This is a genomic window from Stackebrandtia soli, assembly GCF_965137155.1.
Classification (GTDB): domain Bacteria; phylum Actinomycetota; class Actinomycetes; order Mycobacteriales; family Micromonosporaceae; genus Stackebrandtia; species Stackebrandtia soli.
The window spans coordinates 166,313-185,990 of record NZ_CBCRZX010000001.1 but is presented as its reverse complement, the minus strand read 5'-3'; the positions used below and the strand labels follow the sequence as shown (position 1 = coordinate 185,990).

At 66.7% G+C, this 19,678-nt stretch carries 17 protein-coding genes; 9 read left to right on the top strand and 8 right to left on the bottom strand.

All coding sequences use genetic code 11. From position 1 onward, the window contains the following. Positions 1–34: 34 nt before the first annotated feature. From ACM9NP_RS00880 to ACM9NP_RS00870, 3 genes are all read right to left on the bottom strand, one after another. Positions 35–466, bottom strand: coding sequence for an SsgA family sporulation/cell division regulator (locus tag ACM9NP_RS00880; protein WP_415644593.1), 432 nt, complete (start codon positions 464–466; stop codon positions 35–37). A 290-nt stretch (positions 467–756) separates the two neighbouring features. Continuing rightward, positions 757–906, bottom strand: coding sequence for a methionine/alanine import family NSS transporter small subunit (locus tag ACM9NP_RS00875; protein WP_415644592.1), 150 nt, complete (start codon positions 904–906; stop codon positions 757–759). Continuing rightward, positions 903–2,426 (bottom strand): sodium-dependent transporter, encoded by a 1,524-nt coding sequence (locus tag ACM9NP_RS00870; protein ID WP_415644591.1) that lies wholly within the window; start codon positions 2,424–2,426, stop codon positions 903–905. Before ACM9NP_RS00870 ends, ACM9NP_RS00875 begins: the two co-directional genes overlap by 4 nt. A gap of 428 nt (positions 2,427–2,854) precedes the next feature. Here ACM9NP_RS00870 and ACM9NP_RS00865 point away from each other — a divergent pair, with 428 nt between their 5' ends. Together ACM9NP_RS00865 and ACM9NP_RS00860 are read left to right on the top strand one after the other, a co-directional pair. Next, positions 2,855–3,814 (top strand): quinone oxidoreductase family protein, encoded by a 960-nt coding sequence (locus ACM9NP_RS00865; RefSeq protein WP_415644590.1) that lies wholly within the window; start codon positions 2,855–2,857, stop codon positions 3,812–3,814. Positions 3,815–4,006: 192 nt separating this feature from the next. Next, positions 4,007–4,819: a DUF6042 family protein gene (locus ACM9NP_RS00860; protein ID WP_415644589.1), complete on the top strand. Its 813-nt coding sequence runs from the start codon at positions 4,007–4,009 to the stop codon at positions 4,817–4,819. Between the two features lie 286 nt (positions 4,820–5,105). Here ACM9NP_RS00860 and ACM9NP_RS00855 read toward each other — a convergent pair whose 3' ends face one another. Then, a complete protein-coding gene (locus tag ACM9NP_RS00855; protein WP_415644588.1) occupies positions 5,106–8,366 on the bottom strand; it encodes a S8 family serine peptidase in 3,261 nt (1,086 codons plus the stop codon). A 453-nt stretch (positions 8,367–8,819) separates the two neighbouring features. Beyond that, positions 8,820–9,611, bottom strand: coding sequence for an AAA family ATPase (locus tag ACM9NP_RS00850; protein ID WP_415644587.1), 792 nt, complete (start codon positions 9,609–9,611; stop codon positions 8,820–8,822). Positions 9,612–9,678: 67 nt separating this feature from the next. On the opposite strand from ACM9NP_RS00850, the gene ACM9NP_RS00845 reads away from it, so the two are divergent. The 4 genes from ACM9NP_RS00845 to ACM9NP_RS00830 all read left to right on the top strand — a co-directional run bounded on the left by ACM9NP_RS00845 (position 9,679) and on the right by ACM9NP_RS00830 (position 13,741). Continuing rightward, positions 9,679–10,398, top strand: a complete 720-nt coding sequence (locus ACM9NP_RS00845; protein ID WP_415644586.1) for a type 1 glutamine amidotransferase — start codon at positions 9,679–9,681, stop codon at positions 10,396–10,398. Positions 10,399–10,507: 109 nt separating this feature from the next. Continuing rightward, positions 10,508–11,245, top strand: a complete 738-nt coding sequence (locus ACM9NP_RS00840) for a DUF7873 family protein (protein ID WP_415644585.1) — start codon at positions 10,508–10,510, stop codon at positions 11,243–11,245. Between the two features lie 505 nt (positions 11,246–11,750). Beyond that, positions 11,751–12,776, top strand: a complete 1,026-nt coding sequence (locus ACM9NP_RS00835) for an enoyl-CoA hydratase/isomerase family protein (protein WP_415644584.1) — start codon at positions 11,751–11,753, stop codon at positions 12,774–12,776. 110 nt (positions 12,777–12,886) lie between these two features. Further along, positions 12,887–13,741 carry an endo alpha-1,4 polygalactosaminidase gene (locus ACM9NP_RS00830; protein ID WP_415644583.1) on the top strand — a complete coding sequence of 285 codons (855 nt, stop codon included), beginning with the start codon at positions 12,887–12,889 and terminating at the stop codon, positions 13,739–13,741. 362 nt (positions 13,742–14,103) lie between these two features. Here the strand turns inward: ACM9NP_RS00830 and ACM9NP_RS00825 are convergent, their stop codons facing one another. Together ACM9NP_RS00825 and ACM9NP_RS00820 are read right to left on the bottom strand one after the other, a co-directional pair. Then, entirely contained in the window at positions 14,104–14,883 is a 780-nt protein-coding gene (locus ACM9NP_RS00825; protein ID WP_415644582.1) for an ABC transporter permease, read from the bottom strand. After that, the gene (locus tag ACM9NP_RS00820) at positions 14,880–15,785 is read right to left on the bottom strand and encodes an ATP-binding cassette domain-containing protein (protein WP_415644581.1); all 906 of its coding nucleotides are present in this window, start codon (positions 15,783–15,785) and stop codon (positions 14,880–14,882) included. The genes ACM9NP_RS00825 and ACM9NP_RS00820 overlap by 4 nt, the downstream gene beginning before the upstream one ends. Before the next feature lie 115 nt (positions 15,786–15,900). Here ACM9NP_RS00820 and ACM9NP_RS00815 point away from each other — a divergent pair, with 115 nt between their 5' ends. Both ACM9NP_RS00815 and ACM9NP_RS00810 read left to right on the top strand, forming a co-directional pair. Continuing rightward, positions 15,901–16,641 carry a TetR/AcrR family transcriptional regulator gene (locus ACM9NP_RS00815; RefSeq protein ID WP_415644580.1) on the top strand — a complete coding sequence of 247 codons (741 nt, stop codon included), beginning with the start codon at positions 15,901–15,903 and terminating at the stop codon, positions 16,639–16,641. A gap of 434 nt (positions 16,642–17,075) precedes the next feature. Continuing rightward, positions 17,076–17,438: a hypothetical protein gene (locus tag ACM9NP_RS00810; RefSeq protein ID WP_415644579.1), complete on the top strand. Its 363-nt coding sequence runs from the start codon at positions 17,076–17,078 to the stop codon at positions 17,436–17,438. Between the two features lie 387 nt (positions 17,439–17,825). On the opposite strand, the gene ACM9NP_RS00805 is transcribed toward ACM9NP_RS00810, so the two are convergent. Continuing rightward, on the bottom strand, positions 17,826–18,554 hold the full coding sequence (locus ACM9NP_RS00805; protein ID WP_415644578.1) for a hypothetical protein: 729 nt from the start codon (positions 18,552–18,554) through the stop codon (positions 17,826–17,828). 198 nt (positions 18,555–18,752) lie between these two features. Here ACM9NP_RS00805 and ACM9NP_RS00800 point away from each other — a divergent pair, with 198 nt between their 5' ends. After that, on the top strand, positions 18,753–19,652 hold the full coding sequence (locus ACM9NP_RS00800; RefSeq protein WP_415644577.1) for an aminoglycoside phosphotransferase family protein: 900 nt from the start codon (positions 18,753–18,755) through the stop codon (positions 19,650–19,652). Positions 19,653–19,678 lie beyond the last annotated feature (26 nt).

Sequence of the window (19,678 nt, the reverse complement as noted above, 5' to 3'; positions counted from 1 at the left end):
CGGTCAGGCGACCGTCGGCCCTCGTGAGGAATTTTCAGCGCTCGGCTAGCAGCTTCGCGACCGCCACGTCGAGATCGAGGCACTCGGGCTCCTTGCCCTTCGGCACCACCGCGTAGCTGCGACGCAGGAACCGCGCGATGAGGCTCTTCGAGACCTCGAACAACGCGTTCCCGTCAGGCGAGGACAGGGCGAGCGCGATGGCGTCACCGCGGGGCGTGACCCAGGGCCACACCCGGACGTCCCCGATTCCGGATGGCTCCACGAGTCCCGACGACAGGAGGTCCCGAGCGAAAGACCAACTGACGTGTTCTGATTCGGGATTGTCGGGATGGAACATGACGTGCACTGCGTACGGGTCGCTTTGGTCGTAGCGCAGACTGGCCCGCACACTGATCGTCGCGAAATCGGGCGCGACGAACCTCATTGTCGTGTCGACTTCTACGGTCGCCGGACGTGTTGTCGCCATCTGTGCCCCCCGGGCTCCTCGGGCGAGCACCCCAGAACTCGCCGCTTCCTACCTGAGGTTTATCACTTCGACGAGCCAGCCACGCCGTGATCGGCGACAGTGGCGGACGCGCGTTTGGTGATACCACCGCAGATCGTGCCAAAAGGGTACTGTCACCAACCGATAACTTTAAGTATTTGCCCCATTGCGGTGAGTGTGTCATATGTGGCGGGTGGGTTGACCGTGAATGCGTGATATTCATTGGACACAACGAGTCACCCGGCGCGAAGGTGGCGGGTGTGTCGGAGGCTTCACCGTCGCGGCGGCCCATATCGGCCCGAGCCCGCCTCCGGGAGATCCGAGTCCTCTGGATGCGCTCGCAGTAGCAGGATCGCGCCGATGAGTCCGCCCCACACGATGACGATGGAGATGACCAGCATGATGATCGCCCCGGTGCTCATCGTTGGCGTCCCTTCTGGAAGGTAATGAGGCCGACGCGCTGTGGGTCGCGCCAGGGGAGGATCGACAGCAGCAGGGCGACGGCGATGGTCGCCGCTGGAGCGCCCCACCCGAACAGGTTCACGAACCACTGTGGATATCCGTTGTAGGCGTCGGCGGCCTCGGCCAGAACGCTCTCGTAGACGATCCAGCCGAGCGCCAGCGGGGTGACGGCGCCGAGCACGATCATCCACGACCAGCCGACATTGAGGACGGATGTCGCGTTGGCGTGAGCCCCCATCTCCGGCAGACGCCGCATCGCCCACCCGACGACCACGATGGATACCAGCGCGGCACCGACGATGCCGTAATCGTTGATGAAGTGATCGACCACGTCGAGGATCATCAACCCCTGGTCGGTGGGGAACAACGCGATCGACGTCGCCGCGATCACGCCTCCCACCAGCAGCACGGCGGGCACCCGCGACAGACCGACCCGGTCCTGGACGGCGGCGACCACGACCTGGACGATGCTGATCAGCGACGCGAGTCCCGCGAGTACGAGTGAGAGGAAGAACAGCACCCCGAACAGGTGGGCGCCGGCCGGCAGTTGCGAGATGATCTGCGGGAACGCCACGAACGCGAGTCCGACCCCCTGGGAGGCCACGTCGTCGACCGGCAGCGTCGTCGTCGCGGACATGAATCCGAGCGCCGCGAACACGCCGATCCCGGCGAGGATCTCGACGCCCGCGTTGCTGAATGCGGCGACGAGGGCCGAACCCGTCAAGTCCGCTTTGGACTTGGCGTATGACGCGTAGGTGACCATGATGCCGAAACCGACGGACAGGGTGAAGAAGGTCTGACCGTAGGCGGCGAGCCAGACCCTCGGGTCGCCGATCGCGCTCCAATCCGGGCGGAACAGGGCGTCGAGGCCGATGGAGGCGCCCTCCAAGGTCAGCGAATGCACGACGAGGATCCCGAACAGGACGACGAGCAGTGGCACGAATATGCGGTTCGAGGTCTCGATTCCCCTCCTCACACCCAGCGCGAGAATGCCGAGTGTGATGATCCAGACCGCGACGAGAGGCCACAGCACTCCCGACACATATGTCGATATCTGACCTGGTTGTTCGGCGACCCGAAGAAATTCTTCATTCAGGAACCGCTGGGGGTTCCCACCCCATTGGAGGCTCACTGAGAACCCGATATAGCGAATCGCCCACGCGATGATGACCGCGTAGTAGATGGCCACCACGAAACAGATGGCGACCTGCCACCATCCGATCGGGGCGGCGGCGCGTCCCAGCCGTTGAAACGCCAGCGCGGCGGACGTCCGTGTCTTGTGGCCTATCGCGTATTCCATGATCAACAGTGGAATACCGGCCGTCAGCAGCGCGATCAGATACGGGATGAGGAACGCGCCCCCACCGTTGTCATAGGCGACATAGGGGAAACGCCAGAGGCTGCCGAGACCGATCATCGACCCGGCCGAGGCCAGAATGAAACCGGCCCGCGTCCCCCATTGTTCGCGGATGAGCGACACGTGCTCACCTTCTTCGATTCAGCACCGGACAGAGCCGAACATCAATATGTGGGTGTTGGTGACCGTATGCCGCCGACATTCCTTGTGTAAATAGGGAAGTCGCGCATTTCCAATGTTCTGGAAGTTCGGTCGGTCGGCGCCGCCCTATCGGTTGAATTCGGTGAATGAACGGACGACCGACCGAACAGCGTGGACGAATTCCCGCCCGATTGGTCGTGAATGCCCACTGTGTCCGCCGGGTTCGAACCTCGCGCTCGACCCGTCGTGATGATCGGCGGCGTCGATGCCGCGCGGGACCGTGCCCGCGAGGGGCGCCCCGTTTGGCCCGCCGGTTGCGGCAGAATACGGCTCTGAGCGGTGCCATCCGCATCGCCGTCGTACGAGTACGAGGAGCGGTCAGCGCCCCTCGTCACGGGAGAGTGGTACGCGTGGAAGCCATAGTGGTCTCGGAGGTCGGCGGCCCCGAGGTGCTGCGACCGGAAACGGTTCCAGACCCGGTGCCCGGCCCCGGCGAGGTCCTCGTGGACGTCGCGGCCAGCGGAGTGAACTTCATCGACATCTATCACCGCAGTGGGCAGTACCCCATGCCGACACCGTTCGTCCCCGGGACGGAGGGCGCCGGAACGGTTCGGGAGCTCGGTGAGGGAGTCGACTCGGTCGCCGTCGGAGACCTGGTCGCCTGGGCACAGGTTCCGGGAAGCTACGCGACGGCGATCGCCGCACCGGCAAAGTCGGTATTGCCCGTCCCCGATGGAGTGGAGACGGACACGGCGGCGGCCGTGATGCTGCAGGGCCTGACGGCGCACTACCTGTGCCATTCGACGTATCGGGTCGAACGAGGTGACGTCGTCGTGGTTCACGCCGCGGCGGGTGGCGTCGGTTTGCTGCTGACGCAGATGATCAAGCTTCGCGGGGGCGTCGTCGTCGCCACCGTGTCCACACCGGAGAAGGCGGCTCTGGCGCGAGACGCGGGAGCCGACGCCGTGACCGGATACGACGAATACGGCCCCATCCTGTCCGAGTACTCGCGGGGCGCGGGCGCGCACGCCGTGTACGACGGCGTCGGTTCGTCGACCTTCGAGCACAGCCTGGCGGCATTGCGCCCGCGTGGAACCCTCGCGTTGTTCGGTCAGTCCAGCGGGGCCGTCGACCCCGTCGACCCGCAGGCCCTGTCGAGGGCCGGTTCGGTGTACCTGACTCGGCCGACGCTCGCGCATTACATTGCCGACCCGAAGGAGTTCGCCGCGCGTGCGGCCGACGTCTTCGGGTGGATCGCGTCCGGCGAACTCAAGGTCCACATCGGTGGTCGATACTCGTTGGACGAGGCGGCACGCGCCCACACCGACCTCGCGGCCAGGCGCACCACCGGGAAGCTCATCCTCACGTAGCGGCATCACTTGAGGCGGCCGCGATTCAGTGAAGAAGGTGTCACAGGTCGCACAAACAGTGTGTCTCCGTCACCGGGAACGTCGATACCGTATGGGTCGTATGGTCGGCATGCGCGCGGCACCGCGGGGGGTTACCCGGAGCGCGCGAACCGCCGGGCGGTGGTGCCGGCCCGGCGAGATGAAGGCGACACGATGTCCTATCAAGACGAACTGTTGACACGGAGAACTGACTGGGATCGAACCCGCTGGTGCGGATTCCTTCCGTCAGAGGGATTCGGGCTGTGGGACGTCCTATGCGAGGCGACGGAGAACGACGTCGAAGGCGAACTCGACGACGTCGTCGCGTGGGTGCGCGACTACGGCGACCCGTGGTCGTTCGGTCTGCGACTGCTCGGAGACCTCGACGCCCCGATCGATTACAACCGGTTTCGCAGCGACCAGCGGCGGCTCGTTCGGTTGTTCGGCAAGGCGGGTCACGAGTATCCGACGACGGCGCGAGCGCTGGCCTGGCTCGGCGTCGAGCTCGGCCTGTACCTTCGCGAGGTCGACGAGGGGGTGGTCCGCTGGAGGGTTCCGCGCGCGCTACCGCTTCCGACGGAGATCCTTCCGATGTCGGCGCGGCAACGGCAGCGTGAGGACGACTTCAGGCTCCATCAACTGTGGTCGCTGCCCGCGAGTCACATAGTGGACACATTGCGCGACATGGGTTGTCCGACGGACGTCGCGACCGATGTCCGCGAGATATCCGGCTGGATCGGCGAGCACCCCGACACGGTTCGCAACAGCTTGGCCTTCCTGACCGACACTCGTTTCGAGAGTCATTGGGGGCGGCCCCTGTTGCGCGTGCTCACCGTATCCAGTGGACAATGGCGCCCCGCGGACCCGGAGCGTTTGGAAGCGTGGGAGCACTGCGTCCTCGTACCCAACTGGCGCGGCCTCTACGCGCGCTATGGGCTCGCGTGGGCTTTGGAATGCGAGGCGGGGGAGATCTGCGACTCCGAATAGGACCGCTCGTTCGCTGACGGCCGCCGTCGCTCCCCACCCGGGATACGACGACGGCCGCCGCCTTGTCCGCTGACGGCCGTGTGTCGGTCTTCCTCTGCGCGGAGAGGACGGTCCGAGCCGCCGCTGGTGACCGGCCGTTGCCGAGGGTCATCGCGCCCTGGTTCGATGGCGGACGGCGAACCGCCCCCGGCCGGGTGCCGAGGGCGGTTCGAAAGAGGTCTCGCGGTTTCGTAAGACCAGGTCGCTTCGCTGAGGTGCGGCCGGAGCGCCGGACAACGGATCTGCGTCAGGCGACGTGGTAGGCCTCCATGATGGTGTGTTCGAAGGCGACGCCGTTGTCGGCGGTGCCGCTGACGCGCAGGGAGACGTCGCCGTCGGCGGGGTTGTCGACGGTGAAGGAGCCTCCGTCGACGGCCACCTCCGTCCAGGTCTTACCGCCGTCGACGGACCGCTCGATGAGGAGTTCCTCGGTCTCGATCGGGTCGGGGCCCGCTTCGACGGTGAAGTCGATGACCGTCGTCTCGTCGGCGGCCGTGTTGGTCGCGTCCAATCCCTTGGCGTCGAGCCGAACCGTCGGCAACAGGGTGTTCTCCTCCTCGACCGCCTCGGACTCGAAAGTCCACGTCGAACTGATCTGGGCGGAGGTGTCGAGCGGCGCCACGGCGTCGATCTCGAGCCGGAAGGTGCCCGATTCGGTCGACTCGAAGATGTCGGCCTTGACGACGTCGGATTCTCCGACGAGTTCGTCGCCGAAGTAGAGCCGGGCTACGGAACCCTGCGAGAAGTTCCCGAACCGGCCCGTGACCGGATCGCATTGCATGTAGACGATCGCGTAGAGCGTGTCGTTGTTGCGATAGACGCTGCCGTCGCACGGTGCGAGGACGGCGGCCGTCCACGTCTCGCGGTAGGTCTCGCCGGCCTTCCGGTCGATCCCCGGTGTGATCTGGTATGCCAGGTACTTGCGGGTCTCGGCGTCCAGTGTGGTGATGTCGGCCGACCATTGCATGTCGGGGATGACGTTGAGGTACTCGTGGCGGGTGGACTCGGCGCCCACCTCCTGCCGCACCGCGACACCGTCGCCGGTCGGCAGGTCCGTGAACCAGTACTTCTCTCGGACGGTGTCGGCCGGGATCGTTCGATAGTCGGCCACGACCTTGACGAGTTCCGACTTGGTGACCTCACGAGTGAAACCGGTGGGGAACCCCTCACCCGTGAAGGCGAGGTTGTACGACGCCGGGATCTTGCCGGTCCCGTTGGCGCCGGTGCTGCTGGTCGGTGTGGACCACGAGCCGAGGACCAACACCCGTGTCACGCCCGCCGCGTCCTCGCCGATCTGGGCGGTGCGCACGGTGCCGACGTCCGGCGTGTCGATCATGGTCATGTTGAACCACTCTTCGTTGATGCCGCGGATCGCGACGATCGTTCCGCTGGTCGCCTTGGCCCTCGAGTTCGGCACGGTCACCGTGGTGCGCTTCGTCTCGCGCGCGTCGGCGACGAGCTCGCGGTCCTCCGACACGGTGAGCGACGGATACCGCAGCCATGCCAGGTCGCCGTTCGTCGCCGGGATGGCCACGTCGAGCTGGTACTCGCCCGCCGGAACCCGGACGGTCGAACCCTCCGGAGAGACGTCCGCATGGTGCTCGTCCCCGCCACCGAGCTGGTAGAGCGAGATGGTCGCAGTGGTGGCGGAACCGTCGAGTCCGAGCGCGCTCACATCCACGTCGTAGCTTTCCGACTCCACGTAGGACCCGACGGGGACCACGATGGACGTGAGGCCGTCAACGGCGGTGACGTGTGCCGAGTAACTCCCCGCGCCGTCGGCGACGGAGGGATCCGTGGTGACGGTGAAGGTCCCGGACCCGCCGGCGGGAACGTCCACAGTGCTGACGTTCGTGGTGAACATGCCCGCGGGCGCGGTGGACGTGACCGTCAGGTCCAGGGCGAGCGCGGTGTCGCCGGGGTTGTGGACGGTGATCGTCTCGGTAGCCGGTGCGCTGTCCTGGTTGGGCCACTTGACGAAGCCGGACACGCTCGACGGCTCGGGGTAGGCCTCCTGGTTGATCGCCTGGGTGACGTTGACCCGACCGGCGCCCTGTTCGAACGCGGTGAGTTCCCCGTTGGGTTCGGCCGAGGCCATGATCGCCGCTTTCAGCCGCGCGGCCGACCAGTCGGGGTGCTGCTGTGCGAGGAGCGCGGCGGTGCCGGCGACGTGAGGTGCCGCCATCGACGTGCCGGACGCGGTCAGGTAACCCTCGACAGGGGAGTCGCCCATGTTCGACCCGTTCGCCTTCGCGGCGATGATGTCGACGCCGGGCGCGGTGATGTCGGGTTTGACGCCGTGGTCTCCGCTGCGCGGGCCGCGGCTGGAGAAGTCAGCGAGCGCGTCGTTGTCGTCGACGGCACCGACCGACAGCGCCGACGGCGCGGTGCTCGGTGAGCTGACGGTCCCGTCGCCCCCGTCGTTTCCGGCGGAGATGACGAAGAGCGTGTCGTACTCGGCGGTCAGGTCCTCGACCGCCTGCTCCAGCGGGTCCATCTCGGGGCTGTCGGTGCCACCGAGGCTGAGGTTGGCGATGGTGGCGTCCTGCCGCGCTGCCCATTCCATTCCGGCGAGGATCGAGGATTCGTCACAGCCACTATTGGTGCAGACCTTGCCGATGATGAGATCGGCGTCCGGAGCGACTCCCTTGTAGAGCCCGTCGGACTTCGCACCGATACCGGCGATGGTGGACGCGACATGCGTGCCGTGCCCGACGTCGTCCACCATCTCATCGCCGGTGAAGTTCTCCATGGCGGTGATCTGGTCGGCGAGATCGGGGTGATCGGCGTCGATGCCGGTGTCGAGGACGGCGACCGTGATGCCGTCACCGGTGAAGCCCGCGTCCCACGCCGACGGCGCGCCGATCTGGCCGACGCTGTGGTCGAGAAGCAGCTCGCGCTTGCCGTCCAACCAAACCCGGCTGACGCCGCCGCTCAGTTTCGTGGCCTCGTCGGTCGTCGTCATGGAAGCCCACAACTCGCCGGTGCTGTTCTTCGGTTGCCGGGTGGCGGCGATGCCCAGCGACGGCAGCTTCGAGGTGACCTTCGCGCCGGCGTCGTCGGCGACGCTGGCGGTGACGTCGGACGTCTGAGTCAGGAGCGGGATCGTCGCTCGCTCGGCGTTCCCGTACCCGTCGTCGATCAAGTCGGACACATTGAACAGTCGCTTGTCGAGCTTTCCTGATCGGAGCAGTGCGTCGGCGTCACTCGGGACGACGACGAGATCGCCGTTGAAGCGCGTCGACGTGAAGGTGATGTTCTCGCGTCCTTCTCCCCGTCGAATCCGAGGCGACTGACGGTCGTCCTTTGTGTTGACCGTGACCTGGTCGCCCGTGATCAGTGTGATCGTTTGAAGGTCACCGGAGCCGGGCGGCCCGGCGGGCGTCGGCTCGGACCACGCCCACGGCCCGACCACGAGCGCGACGCCGAGTGCGGTCGCGGTGACGACCGCTCCTGCGGTGATGGTGCGTCGGCGTCGGCCGCCGAGCATTCGGTGCTTGAGATTCACACGTTCCTCCTGTGTGGTCGTTTTGAGGGGGACCACATCGAGTTGGGTGTACGGCCGTGCCGTGATCGGCAGGTCGGTCGAGGCGGGGTCAGGACTTCGTCGGCTGTGTCGCCGAGTGACGCGCTGACCCGTGCCTCGCGACCTGAGGCGACGGGACGACCTTGTTCGCGCATGCCTTGCCGGACACGCACAGACCTTGACGCGCCTTCGGGTCCGGAAGGGTGTCACGATCGGCGAAGGACTTTCGCGCGGGCACGGTTCGTCCAGTTCAGGCCTCCGATGGGTGTTCCCGGGGTGCGACCGAGTCGCGGGGAGCATCCGATGTGGTCGAACCGGATCGATGACTCTCGGCGCTTTGTCCGGGTCGTCGTGAGCGGGGTCGATGTTCGTCCATTGTGCCGGTCGGCACGCGATTGGCAGTCCGGCATGTGCCTGGACGGGGCCGGAGCTCGTTCACACGCCGTGGTCGTCGGAGATGAGGGGCACGTCGGAGAGTTCTCCGATGACGACGTCCACGGTGTCCAGACATTCGGCGCCGCCGCACTCGCAATCGAGGGTCGCCCTCTGCGTCTCCGCGTTCCCGACCGCCCACGGGCGAGCGAAGAAGCCGCGAACCTGATCGACGATCGCCTGGTTCGACGCCCGCAGCAGTTCCGCCCGCTGCGTCCTGTCCGTGGCGCCGAACGGCAGGACGTGCGCGAAACGCTCGGCCACGGCCGCGATCAGACCATCTATGGTGGAGTCGTCGTCGTTGACGATGACGGGTGCGTCCGCCTCGGCCACCGTGGCATCCACTGTGTCCGCGAGCGCCAGGTACAGGTTCAACATCGCGCCTTCGACGCCGCGTTGTTCCAGTCGTCGTCGACGCACCGGTGGCGGGGTGACGATCCACACCGCGTTCGCCCAGTCTCCGGTCATGGACGGCACGATGGGCGTTCCCTCCGCGACGACGGGCGGTCCCGGACTCAGCGCCGCGACGTCCGCCGCGATCATCGGACCGCGTTCGTCGTGCAGCGCCATCGCCATCAGCTCCGGCAGTGGACGCTTCCAGCGTTGCGCGGGCGTGAACTCTTCGAAGCGTTGCGCGGCAACGTTCCCCGAGCGAATCGCGCGATCTCGGTGCACCCAGGTCTGCGCGTCGCCGTTGTACCAGCGCAGCCCGAAGCGGCGCGCCAGCCGCCGCGCGACCGTCGTCTTCCCCGCGCCCGGCCCTCCGCCGATCCACACCACCAGCCGCTCGTCCATGTCCGCACCATATCGAGGTCGCCGTCGACGCCGAAGGGGTTCCCGAGCGATGCGGTACGGTGCCCGGATGACGATCACCCCGACGATCCTCGTGGTTCAGAACACCCCCGAGAGCGGCCCCCGACGCCTCGGCGAATGGTTGACGGCGGACGGGATCCGTGTCGACGTGGCCCACCCGTACCGGGGGGATGAACTGCCCGAGCGCCTCGATCACGACGCGATCATCGTTCTCGGCGGCGACTTCATGCCCGACGCGGACGATCGGGCCCCGTGGCTGGAGGCGACGCGTCGCTTGGTGACGGAGGCCCTGTCGGACGCGAAACCGATCCTCGGGATCTGTCTGGGCGGACAGTTGCTCGCGTTCGTCACCGGTGGTTCCGTGCGGGCCGACGCCGGCGCGCCGGAGAACGGAAGTACCGCGATCCGCGTGCGAGCAGAGGCCGCGGAGGACCCGGTGTTCGCAGGCCTGGACGACGTCGTTCCCGCGATCGAGCATCACATCGACGCGATCACCCGCCTGCCCGAGTCCGCCGTCTGGCTCGCCGAGACCGACCGATGCCCTTACCAGGCGTTCCGCGTGGGAGACAACGCGTGGGGCGTCCAGTTCCACCCCGAGGTCGACGCGTCGCGCATCGAGACGTGGGATCCGGCGCGCCTGAGGAAGTACGGGCTCGATCGCGACGAGCTGTACCAGGCGGCGTTGGCGGCAGAGCCGGCCGCGGTTGTCGCTTGGCGGGGTTTCGCCACCCGGTTCGCGTCGGTGGTGCGGTCCTCGGCAGCCCGCTGATTCTCCCTTGTGGCTTCAATGGGGACCGTGCTTCGTTCGCTTTAATCTGTTTGCATGTCTCGAAACGCGGTGATTAGACTCTCAGACTGTTGAGAGAGGAACCACACCCGTGACGAAACTGAACCAGATCATCGCCGTGGAGAAGGGCGTCAAGGCCAAGGCCCAACAGGCCATCGCCGTGGCGGGGCGCGAGCTCGGAAAGCAGCCACTGCTGTCCGGCATCTCGCGGACGTACCAGCCGAAGGACGAGGAAGGCGAACAGCTTCCGCCCGAGTCGACGCGCGTCCAGACCCGCGTCGAGGAGTCGCTGCGCGCGGTCGCGTCCAACATGGCCCGTCTGTTCGACGTCACGGCGACCAAGGACGCCACGAACGCCGTCGCGACCGCCGACATCGTGATCGACGGCAACGTCCTGCTCTCGGAGGTGCCGGTGACGTACCTGCTCTTCCTCGAGAAGCAGCTGTCCGAACTGTACGGTTTCGTCAAGGGCCTGCCGTCGCTTGACGCGGCCGAGTCGTGGACGTTCAACGACTCCGCCGACTGCTTCGCGACCGACCCGGTCCGCACCATTCGGACGAAGAAGGTTCCCCGCAACCACGTCAAGGCAGAGGCGACGGAGAAGCACCCGGCTCAGGTCGAGGTGTACTACGAGGACATCACGGTCGGCTACTGGACCACCGTCAAGTTCTCGGGATCGGCGCCCGCCAAGCGGATCACGTCGGTGTTGGACCGCATCGAGAAACTTCAGCAGGCGGTCAAGTTCGCCCGCGAAGAAGCCAACGGCACCGAGGTCGTCGACCGCAAGGTCGGCGAGAAAGTATTCGACTACCTGTTCACCGACAGGTAGTATCCGAACGTCCCTCCGCGTTTGAGCTCGCGGAGGGCGCGCATGGAGCACAATCTGAGGTTTGGCAGCAGATTGATTCACGGTAGAGCTGGGGGTTCGAGTCCCCTCGCCGGCACTCATGCCGGCGTGGCCCAACTGGCAGAGGCAAGCCGTTCAGACTCAAACTATCGCTCAAGACTCAGCATTCGCTGCTCCACATTGGGTCGTTAGTGTGCGATGATTTTACATCAGGGTTGCTGGTTCGAATCCGGCCCGCTCCTCCACATGGGGCGGTAGCTCAACGGCAGAGCATGATGCTAATAGCAGGCTAACGCGCACACTCCAAGACCCAGTGTGATCTGAGCGCATCCTGGGGCCCGGCGGCAGGGTAGCCGCCGGGCCTCCTTCGCGTCACCGGCTGGCGCCACGACCAACGCGGACCATCCGCGACGCGGCCGTGACCGGAGCAGCGCCGCCGTCCGTTACCGTGAAGGCGCTCGTGCCCCCGTGATGTGAGGAGCCCATTGTGACGTCGTTCTCGCCCGGCAGCGCCGCGACCGACGAGGTCGTCTACGCGAGGCAAGGCCGCCTTGGTCGAGTCGTGTTGAACCGCCCCAAGGCCATCAACGCGTTGACGCACGCGATGGTCGTGTCGATACGACACCAGCTCGACGAGTGGGCGGACGTCGATGACGTCGAGGTCGTGACGATCCAAGGCGCGGGGGAACGCGGCCTCTGCGCGGGCGGTGACGTCCGCCAGTTGCGTGAAGCGCTTGTCAACGGGGCCGGCGACCCCGCCGCGTTCTGGGCCGACGAGTACCGGCTCAACGCGACGATCGCCGCGTACCCGAAGCCGATCGTGGCGTTCATGGACGGCGTGACCATGGGTGGCGGCGTCGGGATCTCCGCCCACGCCTCGCACCGCCTGGCGACCGAGCGCTCGCGGATCGCGATGCCCGAGACCGCGATCGGCTTCTTCCCGGACGTCGGCGGCCTGTACCTCCTGGCGCGTTCCCCGGGGGAGTGGGGCACGCACCTGGCGCTGACCGGTCTGCCCGCCGACGGCCCGCAGGCGGTCCGATGTGGTCTCGCCGACGCGGTCATCGCCTCCGCGGACATCGATGGGATCGTCGAGCGACTTGCGAACGGCGTCAGTACCGAGACAGCGTGGACTCCGGCCTCGGATGCCTTGGCCCCCAACGACATGGATTTGTCATGGGTGGACGAATGCTATCGAGGTGATGACGCCGCCGTCATCCTGGACGCGTTGCGCTCGCACGTCTCGCCGCTGGCCCGGCAGTCGGGCATGGTCTTGGCCGGACGTTCACCGCTGTCGGTCGCGGTGACCCTGGAGGCGTTGCGCCGGGCCGCGTCAATGAGCCTCACCGAGGTCCTCGAACAGGACCTCCGGCTGGGGCGGGCGTTCGCGGTGAAGTCGGACTTCGTGGAGGGCGTGCGCGCCGTGCTCGTCGACCGCGACAACAAGCCGGTCTGGACGCACGCGTCGCTGTCCGACGTGGACCGATCGACCGTTCTCTCCATGTTCGACTGAATCGACACCGTCGCGGAGGACGCGAGTCGTCCTCCGCGACCTGCGATTCGGGCGTTCCGTGGTCGCTGGACCGAGCCGACCTCGGACTCGAGTGCGTCAGAATGGCGGTCATGCGCACGTTCTTGCTCGTCGGGATCCTTGGTGTGTTGTCGTCGGTCGGCTGCCAGTCGGCGCCCGAGGCCGAACGGGACGCGACTCCGTCGAGTGGTCCGGAGTTGCCGCCTACGGTGGGACGCTTCGACTATCAGCTCGGCCGCGCCCACGGTTCTGTGCCGGGGCTGGACGTCGTCGTGCGGGACGCGACTTCGGATCCCGAGGCCGGTGCCTACAACATCTGCTACGTCAACGGCTTCCAGACGCAACCCGGCGAAGAGGACCTGTGGATCGGGGGCCGCGAGAACCTGTTGCTCCACAACGATCGCGGGGAACCGGTCGTCGATCCGGAATGGCCGGACGAGTACGTCCTCGATCCGTCGACGAGCGCGCGACGCGACGGGATCCTGGAGGTGCTCGGCCCCGTGATCGTCGGATGCGCCGATGACGGTTACGACGCCGTCGAGATCGACAACCTCGACACCTGGACGCGGTTCGACGACCCCGCCTCCGGCGCGATCCATCGGGAGGGCGCGCTGGAGCTGGCCCGGTCCTATGTGCGGCTGGCTCACGGGAACGGTCTGGCGATCGGGCAGAAGAACGCCGCGGAGCTGGCCGAGACCGGGCGGGACGAACTGGGCTTCGACTTCGCCGTCACCGAGGAATGCGCGGCCTACGACGAGTGTTCCGCCTACACGGAGGTGTACGGCGAACACGTTCTACAGATCGAGTACGTCGACAACCTTCCCGAGCCTTTCGACATGGTGTGCGCCTCTGCCGACCGGGCACCGCTGACGATCCTTCGAGACCGTGATCTCGGCCTGCCGGGCACCGACGGTTACACGTACGACCAATGTCCGCCGCCGACGTGACCGGACTCTTCCGTCCTATCTGGTGATACTGGAGTCCGATGCGGGTCGCCCCCTTTGCCGGCCGCGCACTCCTCGGGATCGTCGCCGGTGCCGTGCTCGGATCAGATTCCGGGTCTACGCCCAGAGCTGGCCACACCTTCCGACGTCCTGTCACCGTCCATGGTGCTCAGGCTCGCGCGGAAGCCAGCTCGGCCCTAGCTGGGCCGTTCGCGTGCTTCCCGTTCGATCGATCCGTTCTCGACGGTGGGTCATCCGTCCCAATCGGATCGGGACCAGCCGCTTCGCGGTCAGACGCCCGTCGATACGTCGTGTCGAGTTCGGTGGACGCGCGGGGGCGGCCGTCCTGACCGCCCCCGATGTGATCAATCCCGGGAGCGCCGCCACAGTAGGGCGGCGGCGCTTCCCGACACGAGCAGAATCCCGCCGCACCACAGCATCGCCATCCATCCACTGTCGCCGATCGGCGTGCCGAGGAGCAGTCCCCGCAACAGATCGATGATGGGGGAGAACGGTTGATGCCGGGCGACCGGCTGCAACCAGTCGGGGAGCGTGCCGATCGGGACGAACGCGCTCGACAGATACGGTAGGAACAGCAGGAAGAACCCGAACGACGCGGCGCCCTCGACGGTTCGCGCGATCAGGCCGACGACCGCCGACAACCATGACAGCGCCAGGACGAAGAGGACGACGAGTCCCGTTGCCGCCAGCCAGTCCAGGGCCGTCGCCCGCGGCTCGAATCCGATGACGAGGGCGGAGACCACGACGAGGGTCGTCGACACGAGGTTTCGGACGACGCTCGTGACGACGTGCCCGATCAGCACCGCCGACGGGAGCACGTTCATCGTCCGAAAGCGACGGATGATGCCTTCGCGCATGTCGTGGGTGACGCTCATGGCGGTCAACGACGCCCCGTATCCCGCGCACAGCAGGATCACGCCGGGAGCCACGAAGTTCACATAGTGGTCCCGGCCGAGTTCCATGGCGCCGCCGAAGACCGTCGTCATCAGCAGCATCAGCATGACGGGCAACATGATCCCGATCAGCAGACTGTCCACATTGCGTACGGTGTGACGCATGCTGCGACCGATCATGATCAGGGAGTCCGCGACGGGGCGTGGTCGTTCGATGGAGAGGTTCGTCATCGGTCGCTCGCCTCCTCGGCGTTCGGTGTCGTGTCGGCGGGGTGGCCGGTGAGCGTCAGGAACACGTCGTCGAGGCTCGGGCTCCGCAGACCGACGGACGCGACGACGCCGGTCGCCTCGGCGTCGGCGAGTGCCGTGCGCAGGTGCGCCACGGAGCCGTCGGTGGGGATCGTCGCGTTCGTTCCGTCGGCGTAACGGATGTCGATGAGGTCGGTGCCGACCGCGCGCTTGAGTTCGGTCGGTGTGCCTTCGGCGATGATCCGGCCGTGATCGAGGACGGCGATCCGATCGGCGAGCTGGTCGGCCTCGTCCAGATATTGCGTCGTGAGCAGGACCGTCACGCCGTCGTCGACGAGTTCCCGGACGAACTCCCACACGCCCTGACGACTGCGCGGGTCGAGTCCGGTGGTGGGCTCGTCCAAGAACAGGACGGTGGGTCGGGCGAGCATGCTGATGGCGATGTCGAGCCGCCGTTTCATTCCCCCCGAGTAGGTGGACGCCCGGCGATCGGCCGCGTCGGCGAGGTCGAAACGGTCCAGCAACGTGGCGGCGCGGGCCTTGGAGTCTCGGCGGGACAACCGAAGTAGCCGCGCCATCATCACGAGGTTCTCTCGTCCCGTCAGCAGGTCGTCGACGGTGGCGAACTGCCCGGTCAGGCTGATCGCCCTTCGTACGGCGGCGGCGTTCGCGACGACGTCGTTCCCGTCGACGCGCGCCGTACCGCCGCTCGGTCTGGTCAGTGTGCTCAAGATGTTGACGGCCGTGGTCTTTCCCGCCCCGTTGGGGCCGAGCAGGGAGAACACGCTGCCCCGGGGGATCGCGAAGTCGATGCCGTCGAGGACGTTCGTCGTGCCGTAGCGCTTGCGCAGCCCCGCCACTTCGACGATGGGGGTGGTCTTCATGGCCGAATCCTTCCGAACCCGTAGGTATTTAGTGCGTATGACATAAACAAAGCGTACGTCATACGCAAAAATGTAGGCTGCAAGCGCCCGATCGCAATGCCGTGGAAGGACGCACATGGACGACGTCGCAGGTCTACCCCCCGAAGTCCGTGCCGCCTGGGGGTTGACGTCGGGCTCGCGTCGGGGGGTGCGTCCCGAGCTGAGCCTCGAGCGGATCATCACCGCCGCGATCGTGCTCGCCGACGGCGACGGGCTCTCCGCCGCCTCGATGGCCCGCGTCGCCAAGCAGCTCGGATTCAGCACCATGGCGCTGTACCGCCACGTCGGGTCTAAGGAGGAACTACTCGCGCACATGCAGGACCACGCGCTCGGTTCGCCGCCGCGCGACCTGTCGGACGGCCTCGATTGGCGCGACGGTCTGACCGTCTGGGCACGGCAGGCCCTCGCGCAGTACCTCGCGCACCCCTGGATGTTGGACGTACCTATCAGCGGGCCGCCGCTGATGCCACGGAATCTGGAGTGGACGGACTGGGCGATGGGCATTCTTGCGGGGCAGCGGCTTGCGCCGTTCGAAAAACTGTCCACTTTGATGCTCATTCTCGGGCTGGTGCGCAACGAGGCCGAGATGGTCGTCGACATCTGGGAGGACGGCGAGCCCGAACCGGACGAGGAGATCGTCTACGAGTCCCGCCTCCGCACCGTCGTCGACGCCGACCGGCTCCCCGCGCTGCACGCGCTCCTCGAAGAAGGCCTGTTCACCGGCGCCACCGAAGCCGCCGCCGACAACGTCTCTCTGGACTTCGGCCTCCACCGCATCCTCGACGGCATCCACTCCCTCATGGAGGAACGGACATAGCACGACAATCCGGTTCGGGCTGTCGGCAATGTGACTTATTCGAATATGGACTATGACGAGGCGGTGACTTACTGCGAGTCATGGTCGGAAAAGGGCGGGATCGTCGCCGGCGGATCAACTGCCGTCGACCGCGCAAAAAGGATGGTCATCCCTGCGAGCGTCGAGTGACCGTGCACGGGGACGCCTGTCATCTGCATCCCGGGCTTCCGCGTATCCCGGACGGCGCACGCGCGCCTGTACGGATCGAGAATTACAACGCCAAGCCACCGAAGCCTCGCCGGGCTGCGACGTCACCGCGTACCGCTACGGCGCAACCGAAACCACCAACAGCGCCGCGTAAGGTCCCTCGTCCGCGCGTCGCCGAGGGGCCGATATCCATCGAATCCGTTCGTCGCGGCGCGGAACGCTACGTCGACCCGCCCGTTTGGCGGCGGATGACAGATAGGGATGTCGCCGCCTGTGTCGAACTGGCGCACATCGCGCGCATCCTGTTGCGGACGAATGCCGCGGCGAAGAACGCCATCGCCAACCTGATGGCGGCGCCCCTGCCTCCCGAGGACATCGCCTTCGTGGCTCAGCTGATCACTCGAATACCCCTGGGTCCCAGCGAAATCGTGGTCGCCACGGCGAGAGCCATGCAGTTGGCGGGCATCGCGTCGTGCATCGCCGACGACCTCCCGCTGTCGGTCTGCCCGTGCTATCGCGACATCCTGGACTCGGAGGTCAAACCGATGCTGACGCGCCTACTGCGCGCCGCCGAGGGTGATTGGGCCGACCTGGGTTCGCTCTCGGCGTGAGCGTCGTGGCGCCCTAATGCGCGGGAGTTGGTCTCAGCGCCTGCCTCTCGGCTGCGCCGGTTCCGGACACGCCCCGGGCATGGTTCCCGCTGGGTGCCCATGGGTCCAGGCGCCAGCACAGGTTCTCGCGCTCCCGGTGTCCCAACGTTCCCAGTGCGCCTGAACGACACACTCCGCTTGGTTGGGCAAAAGTCTCGCTTGGTTGGGCAAATTGCGAAATCAGGCGTGTTTAGGATATCTACCCAACCAAGCGGAGCGTTTGCCCAACCAAGCGCATGTCGTATCTGTCGTCGGCGGCGGCCGTGTTTCCTTCTCGCCGATCTCCGTATGAGCCCTCAGCGCCGTGTTGACGGTGGTCGCGGCGCGGGGCCCGCCTCCTTGCGAAGCTCAGCCGAAGTCGGCCGTCACCCACGCGGTCGCCGAGACGATCTGGCCGACCCGCACCCCGTCCGGGAGGTCGTCCGTAGAGCACACGAGATCGTAGTCGCCGCCGTAACTGTGGACCCGCAACACCCAGAATGGAGTGTCGAACAGCGTGTTGAGGCGGCGCTCCGCCGCTACTACCGTGCCGTTGCAAAGGACGCGCGGAGCACTGTCGCCGAACATGCCCGTCGGAATGAACGACTCGCTGGAGAACTTGCCGAGCGTCTCGTCCGCGCTCATCGCCTCCTGGTCGGCGAACACGGTGACGTCCTCGGCGAGCAGGCCGAGTCGCGCCGTCGCGGCGCCGGTCCCGATCGTCGCGGTGAGCTTGTCCCGTTCCGCCGCGATACGGGCGGGAGCGACGATCATCGGGTACGCCATCTCACCACCCTCATGAACCTCGACGCCGACCGTCACGCAGCCCGCGCACTCGTCGTCGACGACACCGGTGACGGCGAGCGCCGCCGTGTTCCCGCCGTCGAACCGAGGGGCGACGCATTCGAGGCTTACGCCGTCCTCCTGTTGCGACAGAACGATGTCGAGCGCCGCCCCGCTGGAGTCCTTCCAGGTCAGAATCAGACTGTCGCCGAGTTCGACCTGTTCCTCTGCCGCGTCCGCGATCCGCCGAATTCCATCCATATAGGATTCCTCATCCGTGAACGGCATCCCGATCGCCCCAAAGTGACTCGCCACACCAACCTCCTCATTCACACAGACCGCCCGAGGTTACTCACCCCATGCACCCCGAACCATCGATCAACCCTGTCGCCGAGCGAACCGGGACGGCTCATCCCACGACGTATGGACCGAACCAGATCGGGGATAAAGCGAGTGACGGGGGAATCGGCGCATGGGAGCATCGGCTGGGAATTGCTGAGGTGAGGAGTGGTCGTGGTGGAGATCGATGTCGGCTTGGTGCGGCGGTTGGTGGGGGAGCAGTTTCCGCAGTGGCGGGAACTTCCGGTGCGGCCGGTCGACAACGACGGGTGGGACAACCGGACGTTTCGCCTGGGGGAGCGGATGTCGGTGCGGTTGCCGAGCGCCGACGGCTACTCCGCCGCGGTCGAGAAGGAACAGCGGTGGCTGCCCGTACTCGCGCCGCGTCTGCCATTGCCGATTCCGACGCCCATCGGGCGCGGTGTTCCGTCCGACAGTTTTTCCCGGCCCTGGTCGATCTACGGTTGGATCGACGGCGACCCGACCCGGCACGACACCGTCGATGACCTCACCGCCTTCGGAACGGACCTAGCCGACTTCCTAACCGCACTGTGGACTGTCGACGCGACCGACGGCCCGGCCCCCGGCGCGCACAACTTCCACCGGGGCGGCTCGCTCGACGTCTACGACGCGCAAACCCGCGCCGCCGTCGATCGCCTCGGTGACACTGTGGATGGCGCGAGCGCGCTCGACGTCTGGGAGAGCGCACTCGCGGCGAAGTGGACCGGCGTTCCCGTCTGGCTCCACGGCGACTTCGGCAACGGAAACCTGTTGACGCGGGACGGCCGCCTCTCCGCCGTCATCGACTTCGGGACGAGCGCCGTCGGTGACCCGGCCTGCGATCTCGTCATCGCGTGGACGTTCCTAGACGCACCGGCGCACGCGGCCTTCGCGGACCGGTTGGGCGGCGCCGACTCCCCGATGTGGGCTCGCGCTCGCGGTTGGGCGATCTGGAAGGCCCTCATCGTGACGGCGGGCATCGCCGGGACGAACTCCCCGGGCCTCGGGCGTTCGCCCGGCGTTATCGAAGCCGTGATCGCCGACCACCGCGACGCCTCGCCGAACCGACGTTGAACATTCCCCCGCTTGGTTGGCCAAAT